General features: G+C 32.8%; 22 protein-coding genes. All 22 read right to left on the bottom strand.

Annotation, left to right across the window (positions count from 1 at the left end):
- Window positions 1-10: 10 nt before the first annotated feature.
- Window positions 11-487 carry a GAF domain-containing protein gene (locus ACYQ3L_RS09135; protein WP_379998623.1) on the bottom strand — a complete coding sequence of 159 codons (477 nt, stop codon included), beginning with the start codon at window positions 485-487 and terminating at the stop codon, window positions 11-13.
- A 20-nt stretch (window positions 488-507) separates the two neighbouring features.
- The gene (rfbB, locus tag ACYQ3L_RS09130; protein ID WP_379998621.1) at window positions 508-1,572 is read right to left on the bottom strand and encodes a dTDP-glucose 4,6-dehydratase; all 1,065 of its coding nucleotides are present in this window, start codon (window positions 1,570-1,572) and stop codon (window positions 508-510) included.
- Entirely contained in the window at window positions 1,562-2,431 is an 870-nt protein-coding gene (rfbD, locus tag ACYQ3L_RS09125) for a dTDP-4-dehydrorhamnose reductase (protein ID WP_379998619.1), read from the bottom strand. Before rfbD ends, rfbB begins: the two co-directional genes overlap by 11 nt.
- Window positions 2,432-2,433: 2 nt before the next feature.
- Entirely contained in the window at window positions 2,434-3,003 is a 570-nt protein-coding gene (gene rfbC, locus ACYQ3L_RS09120; protein ID WP_379998617.1) for a dTDP-4-dehydrorhamnose 3,5-epimerase, read from the bottom strand.
- Window positions 3,000-3,881: a glucose-1-phosphate thymidylyltransferase RfbA gene (gene rfbA, locus ACYQ3L_RS09115; protein ID WP_379998615.1), complete on the bottom strand. Its 882-nt coding sequence runs from the start codon at window positions 3,879-3,881 to the stop codon at window positions 3,000-3,002. The genes rfbC and rfbA overlap by 4 nt, the downstream gene beginning before the upstream one ends.
- A 441-nt stretch (window positions 3,882-4,322) precedes the next feature.
- Complete coding sequence (locus ACYQ3L_RS09110) at window positions 4,323-4,691, bottom strand: glycosyltransferase family 2 protein (RefSeq protein ID WP_379998613.1); 369 nt, start codon at window positions 4,689-4,691, stop codon at window positions 4,323-4,325.
- Entirely contained in the window at window positions 4,684-5,811 is a 1,128-nt protein-coding gene (locus ACYQ3L_RS09105; protein ID WP_379998611.1) for a glycosyltransferase family 4 protein, read from the bottom strand. The genes ACYQ3L_RS09110 and ACYQ3L_RS09105 overlap by 8 nt, the downstream gene beginning before the upstream one ends.
- A 56-nt stretch (window positions 5,812-5,867) precedes the next feature.
- The gene (locus ACYQ3L_RS09100) at window positions 5,868-7,106 is read right to left on the bottom strand and encodes a WcaI family glycosyltransferase (protein ID WP_291107654.1); all 1,239 of its coding nucleotides are present in this window, start codon (window positions 7,104-7,106) and stop codon (window positions 5,868-5,870) included.
- Entirely contained in the window at window positions 7,091-8,044 is a 954-nt protein-coding gene (locus tag ACYQ3L_RS09095) for an NAD-dependent epimerase/dehydratase family protein (RefSeq protein ID WP_379998608.1), read from the bottom strand. Before ACYQ3L_RS09095 ends, ACYQ3L_RS09100 begins: the two co-directional genes overlap by 16 nt.
- Window positions 8,037-9,173, bottom strand: coding sequence for a glycosyltransferase family 4 protein (locus ACYQ3L_RS09090; protein ID WP_379998606.1), 1,137 nt, complete (start codon window positions 9,171-9,173; stop codon window positions 8,037-8,039). Before ACYQ3L_RS09090 ends, ACYQ3L_RS09095 begins: the two co-directional genes overlap by 8 nt.
- A 1-nt stretch (window position 9,174) precedes the next feature.
- Entirely contained in the window at window positions 9,175-10,341 is a 1,167-nt protein-coding gene (locus tag ACYQ3L_RS09085) for a hypothetical protein (RefSeq protein WP_379998604.1), read from the bottom strand.
- 14 nt (window positions 10,342-10,355) lie between these two features.
- A complete protein-coding gene (locus ACYQ3L_RS09080; protein ID WP_379998602.1) occupies window positions 10,356-11,201 on the bottom strand; it encodes a glycosyltransferase family 2 protein in 846 nt (281 codons plus the stop codon).
- Window positions 11,198-11,857: an acyltransferase gene (locus ACYQ3L_RS09075; RefSeq protein ID WP_379998600.1), complete on the bottom strand. Its 660-nt coding sequence runs from the start codon at window positions 11,855-11,857 to the stop codon at window positions 11,198-11,200. The genes ACYQ3L_RS09080 and ACYQ3L_RS09075 overlap by 4 nt, the downstream gene beginning before the upstream one ends.
- Window positions 11,858-12,053: 196 nt before the next feature.
- The gene (locus ACYQ3L_RS09070; protein ID WP_379998598.1) at window positions 12,054-12,836 is read right to left on the bottom strand and encodes a hypothetical protein; all 783 of its coding nucleotides are present in this window, start codon (window positions 12,834-12,836) and stop codon (window positions 12,054-12,056) included.
- 25 nt (window positions 12,837-12,861) lie between these two features.
- Entirely contained in the window at window positions 12,862-13,476 is a 615-nt protein-coding gene (locus tag ACYQ3L_RS09065) for a CatB-related O-acetyltransferase (protein WP_291107637.1), read from the bottom strand.
- Window positions 13,469-14,740: a hypothetical protein gene (locus tag ACYQ3L_RS09060; protein WP_379998596.1), complete on the bottom strand. Its 1,272-nt coding sequence runs from the start codon at window positions 14,738-14,740 to the stop codon at window positions 13,469-13,471. The genes ACYQ3L_RS09065 and ACYQ3L_RS09060 overlap by 8 nt, the downstream gene beginning before the upstream one ends.
- The gene (locus ACYQ3L_RS09055) at window positions 14,733-16,040 is read right to left on the bottom strand and encodes a lipopolysaccharide biosynthesis protein (protein ID WP_379998673.1); all 1,308 of its coding nucleotides are present in this window, start codon (window positions 16,038-16,040) and stop codon (window positions 14,733-14,735) included. Before ACYQ3L_RS09055 ends, ACYQ3L_RS09060 begins: the two co-directional genes overlap by 8 nt.
- A 7-nt stretch (window positions 16,041-16,047) precedes the next feature.
- Window positions 16,048-17,232: a hypothetical protein gene (locus ACYQ3L_RS09050; RefSeq protein ID WP_379998594.1), complete on the bottom strand. Its 1,185-nt coding sequence runs from the start codon at window positions 17,230-17,232 to the stop codon at window positions 16,048-16,050.
- Window positions 17,233-17,311: 79 nt separating this feature from the next.
- On the bottom strand, window positions 17,312-18,049 hold the full coding sequence (locus ACYQ3L_RS09045; protein WP_379998592.1) for a 3-deoxy-manno-octulosonate cytidylyltransferase: 738 nt from the start codon (window positions 18,047-18,049) through the stop codon (window positions 17,312-17,314).
- 4 nt (window positions 18,050-18,053) lie between these two features.
- Window positions 18,054-19,589 (bottom strand): aldolase catalytic domain-containing protein, encoded by a 1,536-nt coding sequence (locus ACYQ3L_RS09040; RefSeq protein ID WP_379998590.1) that lies wholly within the window; start codon window positions 19,587-19,589, stop codon window positions 18,054-18,056.
- Window positions 19,590-19,593: 4 nt separating this feature from the next.
- The gene (locus ACYQ3L_RS09035) at window positions 19,594-20,664 is read right to left on the bottom strand and encodes a Wzz/FepE/Etk N-terminal domain-containing protein (RefSeq protein WP_379998588.1); all 1,071 of its coding nucleotides are present in this window, start codon (window positions 20,662-20,664) and stop codon (window positions 19,594-19,596) included.
- Window positions 20,665-20,667: 3 nt separating this feature from the next.
- Window positions 20,668-23,040 carry an SLBB domain-containing protein gene (locus ACYQ3L_RS09030; RefSeq protein ID WP_379998586.1) on the bottom strand — a complete coding sequence of 791 codons (2,373 nt, stop codon included), beginning with the start codon at window positions 23,038-23,040 and terminating at the stop codon, window positions 20,668-20,670.
- Between the last annotated feature and the right edge of the window lie 94 nt (window positions 23,041-23,134).

The following is a 23,134-nucleotide window of genomic DNA, read 5'->3' as shown; positions in this document are numbered from 1 at the left end:
TGACCGGAGTTTAGGATTCCAACAATTTAACTATTTGCTGAAGATAATGGGCATCTGTTTCATCGAAGTGATTCAGATGCTCACTGTCTATATCGAGTACCGCGATGACTTCATCATTCCGGAATAAAGGTACTACTATTTCAGATTGGGAAGCCGCATCGCAGGCAATATGCCCGGGAAACTGATTTACATCTTCGACTATAACCGTTCTCTTTTCCTTCCATGCTGTTCCGCAAACTCCTTTTCCGCATCTAATACGGGTACAGGCTATTGTTCCCTGGAATGGCCCGAGAACGAGCTCGTCCCTTTTCACGATATAAAAGCCTACCCAAAAGAAGCCGAAAGTCATCTTCAACGCTGCTGATATATTGGCAAAATTTGCAATAGTATCAGACTCTCCTTCCAGTAACGCTTTTAGTTGGGGAAGGAGGGACCTGTAGGCTTCTTCTTTGGAAGAGGTGGGGGTGAGGTGGAGGGTGTGGGACATAAGAGTTCTTTTATTCTATTTTATCTACCTTTATACATTTCGTTATAGTACTTCTCGTATTCTCCGGACGTTATATTATCCATCCATTGCTGATTATCCAAATACCATTGAACGGTCTTTTCAATCCCTTCTTCGAACTGTAACGACGGCTCCCATCCCAATTCATTTTTCAACTTTGAAGAATCAATAGCATAACGAAGATCATGTCCTGCTCTATCTGTAATGTAAGTTATCAAATGCTCGGACGCTCCATCGGGATTGCCTAATAATTTATCTACCGTTTTGATAATAACTCTAATTAAATCTATATTTTTCCACTCATTGAATCCTCCGATATTGTATGTATCCGCAACCTTACCATTATGAAAGATTGTATCAATTGCACACGCATGATCTACCACATAAAGCCAGTCCCTGATATTTTCGCCTTTACCGTATACAGGTAGTGGTTTTCCTCGACGAATATTATTGATAAACAGAGGTATTAATTTCTCCGGAAACTGATATGGCCCATAATTATTCGAGCAATTAGTCACAATTACAGGCATTCCATAAGTATCATGATATGCTCGTACAAAATGATCGGAGGAAGCTTTACTCGCTGAATAAGGAGAATGAGGATCGTATTTGGTTGTCTCAGTAAAGTACGTTCCATCAAAATCTAAACTGCCATATACTTCATCTGTAGAAATATGATAGAAAAGTTTATCTTCCCAATCTCCGTTCCAAAATAGTCTGGCTACCTGAAGTAGAGATAAAGTTCCCATCACATTAGTTTGAGCAAAAGTGAATGGATCTTTGATGCTACGGTCAACATGACTCTCAGCCGCCAGATGGATTATATTGTCAACTTTATAAGTTTCAAGAATATCTTTCATTTTCTCAAAGTCACAGATATCCGCCTTAACAAAAGTATAGTTAGAAGCTCCCTCTATATCTTTAAGATTTTCCAGATTTCCGGCATAAGTCAGTTTATCCAGATTAATGATATGATATTCGGGATATTTATTTACAAATAATCTCACGACATGGGATCCTATAAAACCGGCTCCCCCTGTGATTAGTATATTTTTTTTAAAATTCATTTGTTTGTGCTTTTAATTCTTTTATACATTGCGTTAAGGACTCTTCCCAATACGGAATCTTTATATTAAATGTTTCTTTAACTTTAGTTTTATCCAAAACAGAAAAATTAGGACGTCTGACTTTACTCGGAAACTCATCACTATGACAAGGTTGAATATCACAAATATTTTCTGAAAGGTCGCATATTTTTTTTGCAAAATCATACCAGGAACATACGCCCTCGTTACTAAAATGATAAGTACCTTGTTTATGATATATATCCTCTTCAATTATTTTATATATAAGAGAGGCCAGATCTGCGGCATAGGTAGGAGTTCCAACCTGATCAAATACAACATTAAGAGTATCTCGTTCTGAAGTTAACCTCTGCATAGTTTTTACAAAGTTATTGCCATATTGAGAATAAAGCCAAGACGTGCGAAATATCAAATATTTACATCCTATCTCTTGTATACTCAGTTCTCCTGCTAATTTAGTCTTTCCATATACTCCGATCGGATTCGTTCTGCAAGTTTCCTGATAAGGTATACAAGACTCCCCGTTAAATACGTAGTCTGTCGATACATGAATCAGAGTAGCTCCAGTCTCTTTAGCAATGACAGCAAGATTTCTTACAGCCTTATTGTTTATAAGGTCTGCCATATCATAGTCATCTTCTGCCTTATCTACATTGGTATATGCAGCGCAATTTACTATAATACTCAGTTTTTCCCCTATTGCCAGTTGGCGAATAGCATCTAAATCTGTAATATCTAATTCTGCAACATCTGTAAAGATATAGTTATTCTGACTATCTCCGGTTATCCGGCGAATCTCATTACCTAGTTGTCCGTTAGCACCTGTAATCAGTATGTTCATTATTAATATAAATTTTCTTTATAATCAAATAACCATTCTGCATGTTTCAATGGTTTATTCTGTTTATCTTTTTCAGATAAAATAACTTTATCTGTAGATATTTTCCAATCAATATTCAGATCGGGATCGTCCCAAGCGATAGCACCTTCACTTTGAGGTGCATAATAATTATCACATTTATACTGAAAAATAACGTTTTCGCTCAATACAACAAAGCCATGAGCAAATCCCCGTGGGACGAAAAGTTGCAGATGGTTTTCTTCGGATAACTCTACGGCAACATATTGTCCAAAAGAGGGAGAACCTTTTCTTATATCAACGGCAACATCAAGAACTTTCCCTTTTATAACCCGGACTAATTTACTCTGAGCATGGGGCGGCTTCTGGAAATGTAATCCTCGTAAGACACCAAAAGTAGATTTACTTTCATTATCTTGGACAAAAGTTGTTTTACACACTTTTTCTTCGAATATCTGCTGACTAAAAGATTCAAAGAAATAGCCTCGCGCATCTTCAAAAATACGAGGTTCGATAATAACAACCTCTTCAATATCTGTTTTTATTATATTCATCTTTTTTCGTTTGCTAGTTTATTTAAGTATTGCCCATACTGATTTTTAATCATTGGCTTTGCGACCTCAAGCAATCTCTCTCTCGCAATCCATCCCTGGTTATACGCAATAGCTTCTAAACATGCTATTTTCAGTCCTTGCCGTTTCTCAATTACCTCTACAAAAGTAGAGGCTTCACTCAATGAATCATGCGTACCGGTATCTAACCATGCAAAGCCTCTTCCTAAGGTCTGAACCTTTAACTCTTTATCTTGAAGGAATTGTTGGTTCACTGTTGTAATTTCTAATTCCCCCCTTGCTGATGGTTTTATATTTTTTGCAATATTTACAACCTTATTGGGATAGAAATATAAACCGACAACGGCATAATGTGATTTTGGCATTTCAGGTTTTTCTTCTATCGATAGGCAGTTACCTTCTTTATCAAACTCTGCAACTCCATAACGTTCAGGATCGCTTACCCAATATCCGAAAACTGTCGCTTTCTGACCTTCTTCAGCTTGATAAACAGACTCTTTCAACATAGCAGTAAATCCCTGACCATGAAATATATTGTCACCTAACACAAGGCAAACAGAGTCGTCTCCGATAAAATCCTCCCCTATAAGAAAAGCCTGGGCTAAACCATCGGGAGAAGGCTGTACTGCAAACTGAAGCCTTATCCCATAATCGGAGCCATCTCCCAACAGTCGTTGGAAAGACGGCAGATCGTCTGGTGTAGAGATTATCAATATATCCCTGATTCCTGCAAGCATTAACACTGAAATGGGATAATAAACCATCGGTTTATCGTATACAGGCAACAACTGTTTACTTACTCCTTTAGTAATAGGATAAAGACGAGTGCCGGAGCCTCCGGCTAAGACGATTCCTTTCATTTTTAGTATTTATTTCTTCTAGGATTTAACCCATTCTTTAAAAAAAATTTGCACATGCTTTGAATGTGAATTAGAGTTTTTTTGTTTATTTTAGAGCTTGCCCTTAAATGATTATGAATCATCTGTGAAGCAGGCACATATATAACAGGCCTATTTTTTAACCAAGAAGAAAGACATAAATCTTCATCTTCCATATATAAAAAATATCTTTCATCAAAACCTTTAAGTTGATTAAAAAAATCTCTCGACATAAACATTGCAGCGCCTATTGCCCAATCAACATCCTGTATTTTAGTTATATCCAGATCTTTTCGGAGATATTTGTCTATATATTTATTCTTACAACTGTCATTCCCTTTGGACAGAATACGTGAAAATAATATTTTAATAGAAATAAAGGATCTTACGGAGTATTGAATGGACATATCTGGATTTAACAATTTAGGAACTAATATTCCTATATAGATTCATATAGTTGAACAAGGATTCTATACTGTCCTTTAGTATCACTATATCGGGATTAATAATTGCAATATATTTTCCCTTAGCATGAGAGACACCATAATTATTATTCTCACCAAATCCTTTAATCGTCGTATTTTCATATATTCTAACCATAGGATAATTAGCTCTTATATATTCTATAGTGCCATCTGAAGAACAATTGTCAATATATATCATCTCAAATGGTATAGCAAGCGAATTATCTTTAAACAATGATACGAGTAACCCTTTTAAATAGGATAGATGATTCATACCAACAGTTATTATGGATACAGCAGGAATTTCTATACTCTGTAAATTATTCATTTATAATCTTTGCTATGAACTCTTCAATATTATTATAATAAGTTTCTTTTGAGAACGTATTTTGAGCGTATGATAAAGCTTTTTGCCTGATATTATTGTAATTATCATTGGATAATAACTCTGACAAAGCAATTGAGAAATTATCTTTATCAGAAAAAAGATATCCTGTTTCTCCGCTTGTGACGAGTGCCGTAGTACCGGCATTATCATATCCAATTACAGGAACACCTCTTAACATTGCTTCTATAGTAACTAAGCCAAAAGCCTCGGCTTCCGAAAAGACCAGAAGAATATCTATTTCATCATATATTTTGTTTGTATCATGAATAAAACCATGAAAGATAATATTATCTTTTAAATTGAGATTTTCAACTATTTTCAAAAGATGCTTTTTATAAGCTCCTTTTTTATCTCCTATCAAATGTAATTTTGCTTGTGGGTAATATGGTAATATTATATCATTAAAATACTCAACTGCCATATGTTGTCTCTTACCAGGACTAAATACCCCAATTATTCCGAAATTAATAATCTTTGATAAGTGTTTATCTTTGATATTTACATTAGGGATTTCTAATCCATTGGCAATAACTGTATAGTTAGTTTTAGGGAAAATGGAAAAAACATGCTTCATAACAGAAGCTGATACAAAAATTACAGCGTCACTTTTTTCTAAATATTTTTCTTTACATTTTCTTGTACCCCAAAATAAAGCTTTATGATCTAGTGACATGAATTCATGAACATGGGATATATGTTTTATTTTTAGAATCTTTGCAGCCCAGATTCCAATATTTTCAGCAGAAGTATTAGAATATATTATATCAGGCTTAAATTTATTTATTTTATATATAATATATGGGAATACAATTATATTAAGCATTACTAATAATGGATATATTAAATATTGGGGCATAAGTTTAATATACATAAACTGAGGAAAGCAAGGTATAACGGTATAATTTATATTCTCTTTTTTCAATATTTCCGCTAAACCTTTCTTAGTAGGAAGAAGAACAGATATATCATGACCTTTTCCTATTAATCCTTTGATTAATGTCAATAAGACTTGATTTGCCCCATATAATTGCCCATTATGAGCTATAAATTGGATTCTCATTTTAATCTACAAAAGTATGTATTATATCCACAATATACTATCTCGCCCATAAAATATTAATTCTTATTTATTAGTGACATAAAAGACGTAAGTATCTTATCTTTGTTCAAATATCTTTCAGCATATTTTCGGGCATTTTTTTTAATTTGAGTTGTGTCTCTCAATAAAGCTATATTTATAGCTTCTTTTAACGCTTGTTCTGATTCTGGTTCACACAATATACCCATATCATGATTTCTTATATCCTCATATAAGGAGGATCCCAATACAGCTGTCACAATTGCACATCCACCTGCTGATAAAATCCCTGTTAACTTACTGGGCATAACTAAATCTGACGCATCCTTTTTCTGTAAAACTAAATGAATATCTGCAGTAGCCAATAGGGTTGGCAATTTCTCATATGGCTGTAATGGATAAAACTTCATATTACTAAGTCCCTTTTCTCTAGCCATATTTTCTAAATTATCTTTTTCGGCTCCTGCCCCAACCATTATAAAATGAACATCAGATCTATATTTATATTGTCCAGCAACATTTATCAATAAATCTAAACCTTGTTTCTTTCCCATATTTCCAGAATACAAGATAACGGTATCATTTATAGGAATATTAAATTGGTTTCTTAAAGATTGATCTTTTGGTATAGGTTTTATAAAATCAGTATCTACCCAATTAGGGAGCATTATAATCTTGCTCTCTCCTATTCCTTTTTTGATTATCCGTTCTTTCATACCTAAAGTTAATGTGGATATAAAGTCACTTTTTCTTAGAAGAAATTTCTCTAGCTTAAACATAATATTTAATGCTTCTTGATTAGATAGCATCTCTAAATTCTTAGCAGCATCTATCTGTAAATCTTGAACATGTGTAATTAAGACAGTCTTCTTAAATATAGAATAAATATAAGAGAAAAATCCTATATAAAACGGAGGATTAATTGTTATTACTAAATCAAATCTTTTCTTGAACAATGCAGGAAGCCAACGAAAGGAACTACTCCACAAAAAAGAAAATTCATGTAATATTCTTTTTTTCGAATTTATTCTTTTGGGCACGTAAAAAGGACAACGATAAATCTTCACATTATCAATGACTTCTTTATACCATAATTTGCCTCTGTATTGCTTATGAATTTCCCATTCTGGATAATACGGCATCGCTGTAAAAACACTTACATCATGCCCTTGCTGTGCAAACCAAGAGGCCATTTCTCCTGTATATTTACCAATGCCTGTAAGCTCTGGATAATAGTTTATTCCATAGATTAGAATCCGCATCAATTTTTTATCCATTTTATAGTACGTTTAACACCTTCAGCCCTTTCTACTGGTAAGTTAGGTGCTATTTCCCTAATTGGTTCAAGATTATGTATATTATCAGTCGTCATATTTTTAAGGCGAAAACTCGTCATTGGAAATTTTACACCAAAGAGTTTAACAAAATCACCAAACAATCCTCCACATTTGAACAAAAAATATGGTATCCTTGGAATTTTAAATCCAGCTTCAGAAGCAATTTCGTTCGCCCACTCTGTTATATTATAAGGAATATAATCACCTAAATAAAAGACTTTCTTATTTACAATTTCTTCATTAGCCGTCAATATTGACTCAATCTGATAGATAGTATTATCTATATATCCATATGTTTTAGAACAAGCCTTATCTCCCATATGAAAATATTTTCGACTTAATACTATATTAAAGAATAAATTATACGGTTCTCCAAAATATGGTCCCCAGATAGAGGTAGGCCTAATAATAGACCAACAATATTCCGGATCACTTTCTTTAATAATTTTTTCGGTCAATACTTTACTTTCTCCGTATACTGTATGAGAATGATAATCATTATCTCCATCAGGTATATATCCAGGATTACACACATACATAGAAGAAGTAAAAATTACTCTTTTTAGAGTCTCTACTTTTTTTAACACCTTTATCAGATTCTCGACTCCTAAGATATTAGCATTATAATCCTCTAATGTTTTTCCATTCAAATCAGTTCGTGCTGCCAGATGAATTACATAATCAGGAGTAAAATCCAATATAGCCGACTCTAATTCATAATAATTGCATATATCTATTTTTCTAAAAAAAGGTATGTGTTCAGTTTTCTTTGGCTCGAACATATCAAGACTCAGAATTGCACTACCCTTTTTCAAGAAATTATCAATAAGATTAGTCCCAATAAAGCCTGAACCTCCTGTAATAATGATTTTACTCATTGTTTGCTATTTGATTTATAAAATTCTCAATATTGATACAAAAATTCTTGTCGCTAAATAATAATTGCGCTCTTTCAAATGCATTTTCTCTTATATTATTATATTTAACTGGCGACTGCAATTGTTTTACGGCATCAATAAAACTATCAATATCTTTGAACAAATATCCGGAATTTTCATTTCCTATTAATTCTAATGTTCCTGCGCTATCATATCCAATTACAGGAATCTTTCGCAGCATTGCTTCAAGTGTTACCAAACCGAAACCTTCAGATTTTGAAAACATTAATAAAATATCTATATCTCGATATATTTTCTCAATATCTTTTTCAAAACCATGAAAAATAATATCCGAATCAAGGCCTAATCCTTTCACCAAATTTATCAAGTGAGTTTTGTATGCTCCTTCTTTGTCACCATACAGATGTAATTTTGACTGCGGATAAATTTCTTTTATTTTTTTAAAATATTTAATTGCAACATCCTGTCTCTTGCCACGAGAGAATATACCCACAATCCCATAATTAACCGGAGGAGCATTAAATTTAGGTATGTTATCATATTGAACTTTTGGCATAGATAATCCATTGTATATTATCCTATGTTTCCCCTGCAAATATCCTCCCCCTAGTATATGTGATGCAACAGCTTTCGTAACAAAAATAAGGCCATCACTTTTGTCTAAAAACTTTGCCTTTAGCTTCTGTCCTCCCATGAATAATGCACCATGATTTATGGACATAAACTCATGAACATGTGTAATATGTTTTTTACCCAATAATTTGGCAACTAATATTCCGATATTTTCAGCAGAGGTGTTTGAGTATATCAGATCCGGGTCTTGTTTTTTTATATGATAATATATCCTTGGAAAATTTACTATATTTATCAATAAAAGTAATGGGTATGCAATAAATTTTATAGTCTTTTTGAAATACAAAAATGATGAATAATAAAAAATAACTTCATATTTTATATCCTCTTTTTCTAATTCATGAACTAAGTCTCCATTAGATGGCACTAAAATAGATATGTCATAGCCTTCTGACTTTAAATATTTCAACAAGTCTAAAAGAATCTTATTTGCACCATATAATTTGCTATAATTGGTTATAAACTGAATTTTCATCTTATTTATTTTTTGATATAAAGCTATATTCTTTCATAAAATATGAAAGAAATACAGCGATAATAATATTCATAGGAAACATTTCCACTATGATTATAGATACACCAGATGTTATTGATATAAGAAATATCAAGCCAAAAGGGATATCAATCTTCTTTCTTACAAATAAATATAATAGTAAATATAATATAGCACTAATAAACAAAAAGAAAAAGATAGCCCCATAATTTGTCAGAACAGAAGTATATAAGGAATCAGCAATATATGCATTAGATTGAATTCCAAAACTGGACATCAAATTAATAGCTGTATTGGTCGCCAGCCCAAAATTTGTAGATATAGGCTCTGCTGAATCCACAATTTCTTGCAGTATCTGTATTCTTGTCCCCCCAGAAACGGCTGATGACCCTTCTCCCCGTCCAGTCAAGAAATCCAAATTAGTCACAACTAAGAATAGAAATAACACGGCTACAATAGATAATATTCCCTTATGTTTACTCTTTAAGTACCAAGGCATAAATATCAGTAAAAACAATAATATCACTCCGGTAGAAGACATGGATAGAAATACAGACAAGATAGCTATTACTAAGCCTAAAAGCCGTATTTTACCTTCCTGAAAATACCGGATAACATAGAAACAAAAAGCGGCGAACGTACCGCTTGCGCTGGGATGTACAAAGATGCCCGGAAGTCTTCCTGGAAACCCAAAAATGTTCAGGCCCTTACGTGGAGGGAAGAATAGCATTTCCAGAAGTTGTACTGCCGCATGCAATATCAGTAAACAAAAGAGTATCTTTGTTACTTTTTTTAATAAATCAATATCAACAACATCGTATAAAAGGATTAGCAAAAAAAAAGGTATAGCCCAGCGAACGCCCGCCATTGCTATTTGTAATCCATTTAATGAATATGAAAAAGCAAAGCATATTATTGTAAATGAAAATAGCAATAACAAGCAAATATAATAATTATGAGGATGTTTATATCTGAACGAGAATATAGTACACATAAGCAATAAAAATATCATTAAGATATCTTTGGGTAGTTTTATGAAAAACATATCAAAAGACAATCCAAGACCTAAATATTCAAAGATCTCAGAAAGACAAAAAAGAGGTGTCAGTATAAACAGCAATAAAATTACCTTTTGTATTTTAGCTTTCATTAAAGATCATCCTTTCATTTTTTTTCTATTGTTCCATGTAATTCTTTTGCTTCATATATATACATATCTTTTGTCTTATTCAGGCGCCTAATCAATAGCTTGTGAGATATATAATGAGGTAAAGATGCAACAATTAATGCGCGTATCCTGTTTCTTAAGAACAATTTATAATACGCCAGCCCTTGAATACCATTTATTTTACATTCTTCTTTAAGTACCCGAAGACGATTTATTGAAGACAAACCTTCCTCAGCTTCATATATCGAAATACACATAGATAGATAATAAAACTGATATCCGGATTCAAATATTTTATAAAAAAGATTATAATCGGCACATACCCGATAAGAACAGTCAAATGGATGGAGAACTAGTATATTTCGACGGACAAAGCTAGATTGATGGCAAAATGCCATCCTCTTTTTTAGCATTTCGAGAGGGAAAGCTTTAATTACAAAATTTCCATAAGAGAAGCATTGTACGGTATCACCATAAATGACGGCACAGTTATCTTTAATCTGGCTATCAATAAAGATATCTTGAAGAACAGTATTATTGAAAAAGCAATCTCCGGCATTCATAAAATTGACCCACTCCCCCGTCGCCTTCTCGATTCCCTTATTCATTGCATCATAGATCCCTTTATCAGGCTCGCTCACCCAATATGTAATTCTATCCTGATATTTTTTAATTATATCGACTGTTCCATCAGTACTACCACCGTCGATAATAATGTATTCAATATTTTCATATTCTTGATTTATAACTGATAATATAGTTTTTTCAATATCTGAGATACCGTTGTATACTACAGTTATAATACTAATATCTGATTTTATTTTTTCAATATCTTTTATCATAAATATCTATCCCTAATCCAAGAAACATTATTTTTTATCACTTTTGCCGGAATGCCTACTGCAATTGATGAATGAGAGATATTGTCTGTGACTAAAGACCCAGTTCCTACAATACTATTATCTTCAATATGTACTCCTTTGAGAATTGTAACATTGCTTCCAATCCAAACGTGCTTACCAATGAATATATCCTTTTCTACATTTATTTTTTCTCCTTTCTCATTCAAGATAGCATGACTATCTCCCGTTCTAATTGTAATATTATTACTTAACATAGAATTGTCACTAATCACAATCTTCTTTTCAATACCGGTAACTGCCATATGTGCGCCCTCAATGGTTACATTTTTCCCCAATAGAATCAGGTTAGAGTTATCTTCAATCCATAAAATGGAGTTCATAATCAAAACATCATCTTGTATAACAACATTATTTCCATTACCTCGTATATAAATTAAAACATTGATTAATACAACATTTCGACCTATTGAAATTGAATTACCCTTACCTCTTATATCATATTTCAATTTAGAATAAACACCATTGTTGGATACCGAGAAACCTATATGAATCCAATTGCTTAATCTTAATAGAAAATGTCGACCTTTATAGGCTAAAATAAAAAGGAGTTGATTCCTTTTTAATATTTTTTTCAAATTTAAAATCAAATGCGATTTGTTCATTTTAATGTTACGTTATCTCAAATATGAGTGTATTATTTATCAATAAACTAAATTATTTAGATCACAGAGATATGTTAAAACGATATTAATCAGCTCATATACGACCCCAATTATATATAAATATATTCTAAATGCATGAGACCAGTAAAAAAGGTTCTAAGTTATAATATTATGAAATAGTATTTTTTAGTAAAAGTTTCTTTTTTATAAAATTAAACAAACTAGACCAAATACCATTCACTCTATATAATCCCAAGCTATTAAAAATATAGGATGTTCTTTTATTAAGTTTCAACGTCTTTAAATATGATTCTCCTGTAGAAGCCGATAGGCCATTAATATATGGGTAAGGATTAAATGCTCGTACCTTTTCTCTTATAAGGATATCATAATAGATTACCTCTAAATATCTACCATCCGAATCATTTACAAACTTGTATTCTGTCATTAAGTTCTTCTTGAAGAAGCCAACTTGTACCTTAAAAAAGAATGTTCCTACAGTTAGAGCTTTAAAACCTAATCGATAAAAACAATTCTCATTCTTATAACTATTTTTCAATATATCATTAATATTTTCGACGAAAAGCCGTCCTGTCACTTTATAAAAACAGGCTGAGTCATCCTGTAAATATTTGCTATGATTAATTGCATATTCAATACATTCTCCATCTCCAAAGCCTTTTCCTTGCTTGTTTATACAAGTTACATTACCTAAGAAAAATATAAATTCAATCTGTTTTCCATATTCGTCAGCTAAATCCTGACATTCTTCCACGGGAAAATCAGACTTTGTGTTTTCACAAAAAATTATAGTATCGAAATCAGATTCTTTGATATACCTTTTTATGGTATTAAGATATTGATTACGCCTATCCTCTATATTGACTATTTTGGTCATAACCGGAGATGCCAGTTTCGCATTAATACTTCCTGTAAGCAACAATATCCTCATATATTATTTTAGATTAAATCTTATATTATTTTAAAATGGTCTCTTTTATATCCTCTACAGTGGATATTGATTTGTATAAATCATCAATTTTTACTTTGTTAAAATCTATACTATTAAAATCTTGTTGTAAAAGGAATTCAATCACCTCATCTCTAAATCTTTTCCTTAATACTCTAACAGGGTTTCCAACGGCTATTGAATATGGAGGTATATCTTTCGCAACAACGGATCCAGCCCCAATAACAGATCCTTTGCCAATTTTTACACCAGACAGAATGATCGTATAAAGGCCGATCCAAACATCATCTTCGATAATAATAGGTCCTTTTGATATCGCCTCTGCGTCCTGAATATTAAATTTTTTCACTTTAAAAGGATAAGTAGAGAATGTATCTAATCTATGATTACCGCCTAATATGAATTTGACCTCATCAGCTATAGAACAATAACTTCCTATTTTTAAGCCTTCATTGGCTACTCCCCAACTTGAAACGGTGAGATTTCCATAAGTTTCTCGTCCAACTTGAATAAGCTCTGTAGAACATAAACTATTCAGTGTAGTAAAATTATGTCTATTTAATAGACGCCATTTCCTATTATTTCTGAATATCTTCAATCTATTATAGATCTTCTCAATCATGGTTTACAAAATTAACATTTTTCTCAAAGTTCAATAAAATCTCTCTATACTTGTCCTCACCGATACCTAATACATAGTTTAATAGTAAGTTTACTTCTTGTTGAAATTCTGAAAGGGGCTGGGCTTTTAGCCGATCAAGAATTTCTAACATTTGATTTTTTGATGTGAAAATATCATTTAATCCATACATTTTGTCAAAGGCTCCATTATCGTAACGTAAGCAAGGAATTCCTTTAGCTAACACCTCATAATATGCACTTGTATTAACAGCAATAGAAAAATCGAATAACTCATTATCGGCCAATGACATTAAAGTTTGACCATTCTCAATGATTGTTAGATTACTGGCATTAGATACCCGTTTTTTATATCTTTCAATATCCAAAGAGGGGTGCAACTTCAAAAAGAATTCTATTTCTCTAATTTCTCCACATATATTTAATAGTTCGAGATTTGCATTATCATAGATATGTCTAGAGCAAAGCACCAAGCATTTGCGATAAGTATTATTAACCTTAAGATTTATACACTCTGAAGTTTTAGGATATCCTGCTACTAATAATCTTTCCGATGAAATTCCGAATCTATGATATTCATCAACTGTGTATTTTCCCCAACATAAGAGGATGTCTGACTGAAAATTCTCATAACACAAGGCATCAATAGATATATCCTTCTCCAATAAAAAAGTTACTCCATGTTGTAAAGAATATGTTTTAATATTCTTATTGGATAAATATTGAGTAAACAGATTCTCTAAAGGATGAACTCCACTAAATGCTAAGTATTTGGATATATTTGTAAGGTCAACTTTCTGCATATCCTCAATTATATTGGCATAGTGTACAAATCGCGCGGATATTATCATTTTTTGAATAAAACTAAAATTCGTATATTTTAATCTCTTCAATACATCTTTTGTACATTTAAAAATTAAGTTAGGATAAACTCTAATAATTCTATTATATTCCTTTAGGTCATTTATTGATATTTGCTTCTCCAATTTTTCAATAACATTTTGATACAATTCAGTGTGATCATTTCTGTTATATACTCCCATTGTAGACAAAATTGGTCTTTCTGTCTTTATTTTTTTTAAATTCAGAGAAATAAAAAAATAAAATATTCTCTTAAAAGAAAATGATTTCTTATCATTCACAAAAGGCCAAAGTTCAATAGCCATCACCCTATTTAGATTGATGCCTTTATATTGAATATTCAGTTGATCTTTGAGCTGTTTATATTTTTGAAATTTATTATTCATTTTTTTTATTAATAAAGAATAACCATGGTAATTGATAAATTTTCATTGCAAATATAGCGACAAAGAAAAATGTGAGGAAAGATACAACAGCAGATGCTATTGCAACACCGGTAGAATCAATCCACTTAATAAATAAATATGACATCGCAATCTGTAACATACTCAACAGAAACGTTATTGTTCCTAAAAGTTTTGTCCTGAATGTATGATGAAAGTAACATACAAACATTAAGTATCCCCCATAGAAAAATTGCCCGATCATTACATAGGGTAGAAACTTAATGGAATCTGAATATGATATATCATATACATATTTTATAATAAACCAAGATATCCAATATGCAAAGAAAACCAAAACTAATGCTAATATTACGATACTATATGTCAATTTTACTAATTTAACCTTATCTTTCTCCATACCAATATTATTTTTATTATCATCAAAATATGTCAGCTTCTTATATAAGTATGGAGCATAAGCGTTATTAAAGGCAAGAAGCACCATAGTCACAATACTTCCTAATGTCATTGCAACTGAATATAACCCGTTCTCGGTGAGGCTACACATATCAGTCAATAATATTTTATCCACACCGCTTTTCAACCAGAAAGAAAGTGCATGAGGCACCAAGGGTAATGCAAAAAATAATGCATGCGTCATATACTTCTTTGATACCGATAACTCCAAAAATCCCCTTATTTTTAATACATAAAGACTTACTAACCCAAAAACCACAGCAGAAATCAAATAACTGTAAACCCTACCTTGCCATCCCATTAGAAGGACTATCACCAGCAAAATAGTTGATAAAGCACTAAATATAGATTGAGAAATTTGATATTTTCCAAATGATAAAGGTCTTTCCTCACACCGCCACAAAACTAGATTAACATAAGTCAACGAACTGAACCACACCACAATAAGACTAACCAATTGGTATAACAAGGATAACTGCAATGAACCATATATCAAACCGTTAAATATAATCAAAAGAACCGAAACAACTACTGTAATAGCCGTATTAAGTATGATTATATTAGAAACATATAATCGCAGTTCATCTTTATTCAATTTATAGTACATGACAGGTAGTGCAGCTACGGTGCAACTATAACAAAAGACAGATAATATCTGGATTATTACGTTAAAATTTGTAATCACCCCATAATCTTCCGGCAACAGATAATGAGTCAAGAAAGGTAGCAACAGGAACGGAATTGCCTTATTTAAGGCATCTGTAACTATATAAATAGATGTATTTTTAAAAAGAGAAGATTTATATATTCTTTGTAACGACATCATTATCTCAAAGATCTAATTTTAAAAAAACTATATCCGATGCATGTAAATTCAACTTTCTTCTATCTTCCGAGTAAGTCATATAAAGGCCATTGTCAAATTGGCTGACGCTAAAGTAGTGAAATCCATATTCATTCTGGATGGTAAACTTGGTAACTAAATCCAAAGAGGAAAGATTTACTTCACTTATTGTTGCAGAATTCCGAGGAACCACTCCCCATCCAAAATTAACAGGATTACTTATATTATAAACAGTATACAGGTGATTTTTATAAAAAAATATTTCGGGGCGAGAGCCAATACTTTTTGGAATTTCGATTAAATCAGTCCATCGATTGTATAACATCTCATATTTTCCAATAAAACATTTATTATATGCAGAACGCGCAACATAATAAATAACATCATCAACGATCTCTATTTGAGATTCTATGTCAAGAATATCCTTCGGTTGGATTGTTACCACATCCCAAACAATTCCATCTGAAGATTTAAGGAGTATACCTCTTGATGTCCCTGAATATGGCGTAAGTGCCATATATGTATATCCTTTATACTCTATAAAACGGGTTATGATTAGATGGGTTATTCCCTTACCCTGATAACCAAAATCTTTAAGACATTGAGCAACACCATCATCATCTAAATTATAAACTTGTTCCTTCCCATCCACGTTATTATATCTCAACTTCGAAATCTGCAATTCTTCTTTAAACTGCAACTTATTCTTATCAAACTCCCGATAAACAATACTAGTTTTTCCATTGATTAAAGCCTGAAAATAAACTTGTATATTAGTTTCATTAACCCGTAAATTTGGGTCATATAGAGCCCTATTTCCTATCCTGATGTCTTTAAATATAGAATTTGCCTTTATGATAGGCCAACGCAAAAGGGAATCCTTATATTTCTTTCTTATATTTAGTCTGCATAAGACAGGATATATTGTTGTATGAAGGGGATTTTCAATAGATTGGGTTTCGTCACAATAATAAGATATCCAAAAAGTTCCATCATTTAAGAATCTATCGCTGTATAAAAGGGAGCAATGAGCGAGTTTTTCTTTGGTTGTATCAGAAACTACTATACCAACCTGATCGGATATATTAGATACATTAATAATATTTAAATCATCTTCTTTTGTACAAGATAATAAAAATAATACAAGAAAACAATAAATATACCTATTCATTAAAAGCGTTTGATTTATATTCTTGAAAATTACAAACAAATATTCTCATTATATTTTGTTAAATGCTTATATTCTTCTATTAATTCATACCTAGTATTCTTTCAACAGCCAGGATATCTTCCGGATTATCAACTGCAATGGTTGACCCTGTAGTTTCAACCATTTTAATAGGGATATTGAGATCAAAAAAACGAAGTATTTCTATATCTTCAAATTGCTCATAATATGCCTTTTCTGTCTCACTTCCAAAAGCTTTTAATTCTTCGTAACTAAAAGCATAAATACAAACTTGCTTTTTATAAATCGGCTTTATACTCAAGGACTCAGACTTTATACCTGGAATTGCCAATCTGGACATATAAATAAGATTTTTATCCTTATCGGTTAAAACTTTCGGTATATTAATATTTTTAGGATCTTCATCATCCAATACTGAACACATTCCATTTATGACATAGTCGGGATATTTGAGCTTTTCATTAACTATAGACTTTATATCATCCGGGTTTAGCAAAGGCTCATCTCCTTGTATATTCACATATATATCGGCTTCTATCTGCTGAGCAAAATCCCATAATCTATCAGTCCCGGTTAGACATGACTCCGACGTCATTACCACATTAAATCCAAATGAAGTTACACTATCAAAAATGCGTTGATCATCTGTTGCTACATAAGTATTCTCTATACCCAAAGCTTTTGCGGTCAGTTCAGCAACATAGATAATCATAGGCTTACCATTAATTAAAGCTAAAGGTTTACCTGGAAAACGAGATGATTTATACCGGGCGGGAATCACTCCTATTATTTTTTTCATAAAATTAGATTTTTTGATAAATAGATTCTACAATCAAGTCTGTATATAATGATGGTGTTAATGAGGTTAATTTTATGTTACAAGTTTCAGTAAAAACGTTAAATAAATATTCATTCTCATTAGATAATTCTCTTTCTCTTTGAGTCAATCCATTCGGATAACCATCATAACCTACTATATAAATATTCTTAGGCATCATTTGTAAAGCCACTTCCAAGGCTAAAGATGTACAAGAATCTTTGTATAGGTCCGTAAATGTTATAGATTCCAGTTCAAAGGTTCGATCCTCTACACTCAAAGGTACATCTGTACCCATTATACGAGGATAAGGTGGTAAAACACACTTTCTTATAGAACTTATATCGCTATTAAATATTTTTTTTAAACGTTCTCCTTCACTTCCAACCAAACAAAAATATTGTGGCGCTTCTATATTTTTATAATATAATGCATTCCTGGATGTCGCATGTATAATTGCGATATTTGGTCTTGTCTTAATAAATTGAATGATTCCATCTAAATGTTCGACTGAGCCACTTCCACCTCCAATTATCAGGACATCAGAATAGGCTATATCCTTAAAAATAGGATACTTCTTATTATCAATCTGGCACTCTTTCTTATTATCCAAAGCCCTTATTATACTATTAAACGAATAAATTCTATTTCCAACCCATTCCATCACTTCCTTTTGGGGTATAGAATTTGCTCCTGAAATCATATAAGGCAGATTTGTTCCCCATCTGTATCTTTCATGTAATGGACCAAATGTCGTTATTAAAGAACCCATCACATTGAAATCAACAGTGAGGTTATAATATTTCGATAAGTAGGTTAATAATAACTCTGTTTTAAGATTACCGGCTCCCCTTCCCATTCCTAAAATAGTAGAATCTACAAAATCAACCCCTTTTTCTATTGCAGTCAACGTATTTACCAATGCCAATTCTAAATTATTATGCCCATGAAAACCCAATGGAATATCAATTCTCTCTTTTATTCGATCTATAGATTCTGCAACTTCTACTGGTGCTATTCCTCCAAAAGAATCAACCATACATAAAAGGTCAATAGTATCTCGATTTAAATTAAAAAGATTGCTATAAAAATTTTCTATCTGCCCCCATCTAGACATATACATTACATTAAAACCAACCTCGTATCCTTGCAATTTTATCGCTTCTGCTAGTTTTACTGCTCTTTCAATATTTACCGGGTCAACAGCAATTCTTATCATGTCAACTAAGCCTTTTATAGGTTCCGTTAGATGAAAAAGATCTCCAAGTTTTGTATCTTTTTCGTTTAACATTATAGCTAGTTTCTTTTGACTTCTAGATCTTAACCTCTCCAGTTCGTAAATTGGAGAATATGCATATTTTCCCAAATAGGATTTTGAGATATTATTCCTATAACCAACTTCTAAATAATCAATAGGCAATATATTTGCCGCGTGTATATATTGATCAACTAAAGAATTTTCAAAATCCCAATTAGTATAATATCCCCCATCCCGCAAAGTGCAATCTAATATATTAATCATGTTTTCAGTTTATTAAAAAACGTTTCATATCCTCTCTCAGCACCCAAACAATAGCACTAATAGTACCAATAAATATAAATCCCATCAAAATCAACTTCTTCGACGGTTTAGCCGGAAACAAAGGCTCCACCGCCGGCTGTATCACTGTAAATACCGGAGTAGTATCCTGCACTTTTACTTTAGCCATCTGTAATTGCTGAGCCATCTGATTATAAACTGTATATGCTAAACTAGCCTCATTTTGAAGCCTTTCCTGTGTAGTTCTATATTTGGCAGATACAACATTCATATTCCCATCGACATATGCGGCCAGAGTTGCTTGAGTCTTATAATAATCGGCCTTGGACTCCTCATATAACTTTTCTGAATACGCTAAATCTTTCCGTGCTTTCTGAGTCCGGTAATCAATTATATAAGACTGAAGATAAGACGTTACCGTATCGGCTAGATATGCCGAAATCTCAGGGCTTTGCATCATTACCTCAATTGTCGTTACCCCTGTCTTTTTATCAGAGCTTATAGTCAGCCTATCAGTCAAGTTATTTAATATCTTTTGTTCCTCTTCAGATATAATACGGCTATTAGAATTACTATCATTCATATCGATCTTTTCCGATGAAAATAATCCTTTTAGTAATCCGGGCGCCTTTAGGATATAACCCCACCATGCCGCAGACTGGTAATCATTTATATAGCTATATAAAGTTGTATCAATACCCATCTTTGAATCTGTTACCTGTATATCCAGCAGTCCTCTTAAAAAAGGAGTGGAACTGATAACGCTTGGATATAATTCCGGAGAAGCTAAAGCATCCTGACCAGCAGCACTATTCAGGTTTATCCCTGCCAATGCTGCTAATGATCCCATATTTCCGGATGTTGTAGATTTAGACTCCGGAGTTAAAATTACCGTCGTCGTATATTCCTTCGGAATACTAAATGCTACAATAAGACCTATAACCAATCCGACACCTAAGGCCTTTAATATAAACTTCCTATTTGCCCATATTTTATTAGCTAATGCAAGCAAATCTATTTCTTTTTCTTCTGCTATATTGTTTTGCTTCTCTTCCATCCCTTATTTAGTCAATGCATTAATCAATAAAGCTACAACTGAGGCCATCGAAGTTATACTGGTACCAATGCTGATCGTTTCAGCTAAAGTCATTTTTTGCTTCTGTTCTTTGGATGGAACTATTATCGCACAACCCGGCTGAATCACATCTTTACTTGAGCCTTTAACCTTTGCTACCGTACCATTCATATAAACAATATAAGCCCTTTTCTTCTGAGCAACATCGTTATAACCTCCCGCCTGATCGATATAATATGAAACCTTTTCTCCTTTTTTATATAATACAGTATTCGGATACATGACAGATCCATTAATCTTCACGGTATTATCATATTCCGGTATCAGCAACATATCTCCGAGCTGTAATACCAGGTCATATTCAGATCTAGGATTTGCAATTGCTTTATCTAACTCAATTCCTATAGTATAATACTTATCGATTTCCATTAAATCGCTGGAGATAGAATCTTTTGCTCCGCTTTCGGAAAGCATTTTTAAGGATTTTCTCTGATTTTCTATTTCTCTCTGGGACTTTTCCCTCACCAATTTTGCTCCCCGGGAATAAGCATGCGGAGTCAGATCCCCTGCTCGTTTTATCACATCGGAAACTCTCTCGGTCTTTTCTTTAAGGGCATATGTCCCGGGAAACAATACTTCCCCCTGAAGCACGATATTACGCTGTTCAATATATCCCGGACTTCTACGCACATACACCTGGTCATATGGCATCAAAGTAAAATTAGATACTCCATCCGCAATTAAACCATCTTTTATACTAAAAGTAAATGTTTCTGCAATCACAGATTGACTTTCTGTACTCATGGGATCTACTATTCTACGGGCAACATCAACTTTAGCCATAGATGCTGACCCTAATAATCCTCCAGCCCGGACTATAAGATCTTCAATTGTTGTATTATCTGCATATTTATATGAACCTGGATTCGAAACATTTCCATATATAGCAAAGTTTCCTAAATCAGTAACAACATCTTTCGTTGCTACAAATAAAACATCATTTTTCCTTAAGACTATATCGCTGACAGTACCTTTAAGAAGCGAACTTAAGTTAATTGATAAATTCTCTATTGTTAAATCAGCCTTTTCCCGCGTCAATATAGCCCTGCTTAAAAACGCATCATCTTTGAGGCCACCGGCTTTTTCTATCAAATCCTTCACAGTCTTTATGTCTTTACCAATCTCATAGTAACCAGACCGATAAACAGCGCCTTGTACTTCCACTCTGTTTTCATACAGATTTAATCCGGCATGAATTGTAACTTGATCACCATCATCAAGGATAAAATTTTTAAAATTATCAGATGCCAATGTAAACACTTTATCGTAACCTCCGGTTTTCCGTACTAATCCAGCCTCATCCCGGTATGCATCACCTACAAAACCTCCCGAATACTTAATTAAATCTGCTAATGTTTCCTGCGAAGTCATTTCATAATACATCGGACGCTTCACCTTACCTGTTATTTCAACCAGTGATATATATGGCGGAACAATAATAATATCCCCATCATTTAACCGTATATCACCACTCGAATCACCATCCAACAGATATTTATATATATCGATAGTTTTAATCAATTTACCCTTACGGTATAATTGAATTAACCTTAATGAACCTATTTCATTTATACCTCCGGCATTATATAACGCATGAAAAACAGACGACAATGAAGACATGGAATAAGTACCTGGAACTGATACTTCACCCATTATATTTATTTGGATCGTACGTATTTGCCCTAAAGTAAGTTTTATCTGTGAAGCACCTTCATAATCACCTATCCCTGAATATAGCCCGGAAAACTTTTGCTGAACATAATCATTTGCTTCTTTTATCGTCATTCCATTTAAATAAACAGGCCCCAGTCTATCAACCCTTATACTTCCTTCCGGGGATATAGTCTGCCTCACAGATGCTTGGGATGCGCCCCAAATATCAATCACGACCTCGTCCCCAGGGCCGAGTTTATAATCTTCCGGGGTGGGAATATTAACATTCGGGGTAAAAGATAAATTTTTCTTATTAAATATATCCTTTCCAAATATCCGTCGCTTATTATCAACGGCAGGTTCATTGGCCATTGTCTCATCTAATACATCCGTCCTTAATTTTGAACCGTCATCTATAACTCCCGGAGCAACTTTTAACCTCGTTTGGTTCTGCTCGTCTTTTATCCTCTCTAATTGGGCTTGAGATACACCTCTTTTTAAGAGTCCAGCCGCTATTGTTTGTTGTGACGTACCCTTATCCATTTCGGACTTGACATAACTGATCACCTGATCATCTGACATTTGAGCAAAAAGGGAACAAATCGAAATCAAAAAAGTAAATAAATAAAGAATAAGTCTTTTCATATATTTGAGTTAATTTTTCCGGAAATTTATGATTCTCCAATTCTAAATTGAGCTATATAATTATCGTCGTTTTAAAAAAAATTTTGTATAAGGT

This window comes from Dysgonomonas termitidis, assembly GCF_054657735.1.
Note: the sequence above shows the minus strand (reverse complement) of the source record. Positions and strands in the feature narration are given on the sequence as shown.

Excerpts from the sequence above, each read along its gene's own strand:
- ACYQ3L_RS09110 (WP_379998613.1), bottom strand. The coding sequence starts at position 4,691 with ATGAATAATTTACAGAGTATAGAAATTCCTGCTGTATCCATAATAACT.
- ACYQ3L_RS09095 (WP_379998608.1), bottom strand. The coding sequence starts at position 8,044 with ATGAGTAAAATCATTATTACAGGAGGTTCAGGCTTTATTGGGACTAAT.
- ACYQ3L_RS09045 (WP_379998592.1), bottom strand. The coding sequence starts at position 18,049 with ATGAAAAAAATAATAGGAGTGATTCCCGCCCGGTATAAATCATCTCGT.
- ACYQ3L_RS09040 (WP_379998590.1), bottom strand. The coding sequence starts at position 19,589 with ATGATTAATATATTAGATTGCACTTTGCGGGATGGGGGATATTATACT.
- rfbC (WP_379998617.1), bottom strand. The coding sequence starts at position 3,003 with ATGAATATAATAAAAACAGATATTGAAGAGGTTGTTATTATCGAACCT.
- ACYQ3L_RS09105 (WP_379998611.1), bottom strand. The coding sequence starts at position 5,811 with ATGAGAATCCAATTTATAGCTCATAATGGGCAATTATATGGGGCAAAT.
- ACYQ3L_RS09100 (WP_291107654.1), bottom strand. The coding sequence starts at position 7,106 with ATGGATAAAAAATTGATGCGGATTCTAATCTATGGAATAAACTATTAT.
- ACYQ3L_RS09135 (WP_379998623.1), bottom strand. The coding sequence starts at position 487 with ATGTCCCACACCCTCCACCTCACCCCCACCTCTTCCAAAGAAGAAGCC.
- rfbB (WP_379998621.1), bottom strand. The coding sequence starts at position 1,572 with ATGAATTTTAAAAAAAATATACTAATCACAGGGGGAGCCGGTTTTATA.
- ACYQ3L_RS09080 (WP_379998602.1), bottom strand. The coding sequence starts at position 11,201 with ATGATAAAAGATATTGAAAAAATAAAATCAGATATTAGTATTATAACT.
- ACYQ3L_RS09030 (WP_379998586.1), bottom strand. The coding sequence starts at position 23,040 with ATGAAAAGACTTATTCTTTATTTATTTACTTTTTTGATTTCGATTTGT.
- ACYQ3L_RS09065 (WP_291107637.1), bottom strand. The coding sequence starts at position 13,476 with ATGATTGAGAAGATCTATAATAGATTGAAGATATTCAGAAATAATAGG.
- rfbD (WP_379998619.1), bottom strand. The coding sequence starts at position 2,431 with ATGAACATACTGATTACAGGTGCTAACGGACAACTAGGTAATGAGATT.
- ACYQ3L_RS09085 (WP_379998604.1), bottom strand. The coding sequence starts at position 10,341 with ATGAAAGCTAAAATACAAAAGGTAATTTTATTGCTGTTTATACTGACA.
- ACYQ3L_RS09070 (WP_379998598.1), bottom strand. The coding sequence starts at position 12,836 with ATGAGGATATTGTTGCTTACAGGAAGTATTAATGCGAAACTGGCATCT.
- ACYQ3L_RS09090 (WP_379998606.1), bottom strand. The coding sequence starts at position 9,173 with ATGAAAATTCAGTTTATAACCAATTATAGCAAATTATATGGTGCAAAT.
- rfbA (WP_379998615.1), bottom strand. The coding sequence starts at position 3,881 with ATGAAAGGAATCGTCTTAGCCGGAGGCTCCGGCACTCGTCTTTATCCT.
- ACYQ3L_RS09050 (WP_379998594.1), bottom strand. The coding sequence starts at position 17,232 with ATGAATAGGTATATTTATTGTTTTCTTGTATTATTTTTATTATCTTGT.
- ACYQ3L_RS09060 (WP_379998596.1), bottom strand. The coding sequence starts at position 14,740 with ATGAATAATAAATTTCAAAAATATAAACAGCTCAAAGATCAACTGAAT.
- ACYQ3L_RS09035 (WP_379998588.1), bottom strand. The coding sequence starts at position 20,664 with ATGGAAGAGAAGCAAAACAATATAGCAGAAGAAAAAGAAATAGATTTG.
- ACYQ3L_RS09055 (WP_379998673.1), bottom strand. The coding sequence starts at position 16,040 with ATGTCGTTACAAAGAATATATAAATCTTCTCTTTTTAAAAATACATCT.